This window comes from Oleiphilus sp. HI0125, from assembly GCF_001635355.1.
Window position 1 is genome coordinate 1 of record NZ_LWGF01000947.1, and the last position, 1391, is coordinate 1391.

At 48.6% G+C, this 1391-nt stretch carries 1 protein-coding gene; it reads left to right on the forward strand.

Annotation, left to right across the window (positions count from 1 at the left end; genetic code table 11):
* On the forward strand, positions 1-1391 hold a 1391-nt coding region (locus A3762_RS16325; protein ID WP_197469319.1), incomplete at both ends, for a VCBS domain-containing protein.

The following is a 1391-nucleotide window of genomic DNA, read 5'->3' on the forward strand; positions in this document are numbered from 1 at the left end:
ACTTCTCAACCCTTCTCGATTAATGTCGATGTCATCGGAACGCAAAATAGAGCTCCAGGGGGCGGAGGCACTCCTCCGAGTGGCGTAACCACGACGCACCCTACGATTGTCGCGAATGTTATTGAGAATACCAAACCCAAAGATAGTGGCTCATTTTCTGGCGCACCGGGTACTGCCTTAAAAGACCCAGAGTTTAAAGCACCTGATGAAAATTCTAGTCCTACTCGTGTTGGCAATAATGCAGACAATCACATTAAGGGTACTAACAAGCAAGATTTTATCGACGGACGCGGAGGTAACGACCGGATAGACGGAGGCGATAAGGATGATCGAATTCACGGAGGTGATGGCAACGACCAATTGAAGGGAGGAAAAGGAGATGACGTTTTAAGAGGTGGTAGCGGAAATGATCTGTTAGATGGCGGATCGGCTAATAAAGGCGATACCGCTGAGTTTACTGGAAGTCGAAGTGAGTATCGTATTGTCGATTTGGGCAATGGTCAGTTTCGAGTTATCGATACCATACCTGGGCGTGACGGCACAGATACCGTTAAGAACATCGAATTTTTTAGGTTTGCAAATGGCACCTATACAGATAGCAATGTTCAGTCTGGTTCGCCAATTCCTTCAACCGTTGGAAGCTATCAATCTGTCTCTGCGCATCCTGTTGTAGGCGGTGCATATGGTGCCCTGACCGTTGATGCCAACACTGGAAAATGGATCTATACGCTCAATAATTCTCCGCAAACCGAAGCGCTCGCTGAAGGTCAACAAGTTACTGAAACGTGGAAGATTGTCATGATCGATGCCAACGGTCATCGGCATGAGCAGACCGTTAACGTCGACATTCAAGGTACCAACGATGCGCCAACCATTATTGGGCAAGACTCGGGACGATTGGTTGAGGGCTCATTAACCCAATCGAGTGGCTCACTTGCTGCGCTTGATCCAGATGCAGGGGATACCCATACATGGTCTTTGAATGGCGGTGGGCAAGGCAACTTCGGCACACTGACCTTGAACCCTAATACCGGACAATGGGAGTACAAACTCGACAGTAATAGTCCTGCAGTACAGGCGCTTCAACCCGGTGTGACAGTTCAAGATGTCTTTACAGTGCAAGTCACCGACGCGAATGGCGATACCGCGACCAAACAAATTGTGATGAGTATTGATGGGACGGCGCAAAACCAAGTGGTAAGTAGCGGCCAGATCGTTGATACCGGTGCAGCCATTGAAAACAACAAAGTAACAGACCAAGGCTCTTTGCCAAACACATTTAATGGCACGCTAGTGACGTGGACGCTTGTCAGTGGGCAAGGGCAGCTTGGCTCAATGAATTTCGACAAGACTACAGGCAAATGGACTTATACCTTAAACGGTCAGGTCGC